At 30.2% G+C, this 275-nt stretch carries 1 protein-coding gene; it reads right to left on the bottom strand.

The genetic code is table 11. The features are described from left to right. On the bottom strand, positions 1–275 hold a 275-nt coding region (locus SB717_RS35565; protein WP_410907648.1), incomplete at both ends, for an O-antigen ligase family protein.

Genomic DNA, 275 nt, shown 5'->3' with positions numbered 1-275 from the left:
ATAGTACCACAATAGGGAAAATAATAGCTAAGATTGAACCTAGTTCATTCCCTGCATAGAACCAACCTCGAGAACCAACCTTCATCCATTCATAACTACCAAAGTCAGTAGATGTTGAAATAGAAATAACCATAATTGCGTTAATGATTAATGTAGAATATACAATACTATTTCGAACCTTATCACTAATATTAACTTTCGTTTTCAATGATTTTAAAGCTAAAATGTATGATCCCAGCATAATATATATATATAATGCTTTCGCAACGAATTTA

The sequence above is a fragment of the Priestia sp. SIMBA_032 genome, assembly GCF_046535215.1.
Lineage (GTDB): Bacteria > Bacillota > Bacilli > Bacillales > Bacillaceae_H > Priestia > Priestia aryabhattai.
This window is presented reverse-complemented; position numbering and strand designations above follow the sequence as displayed.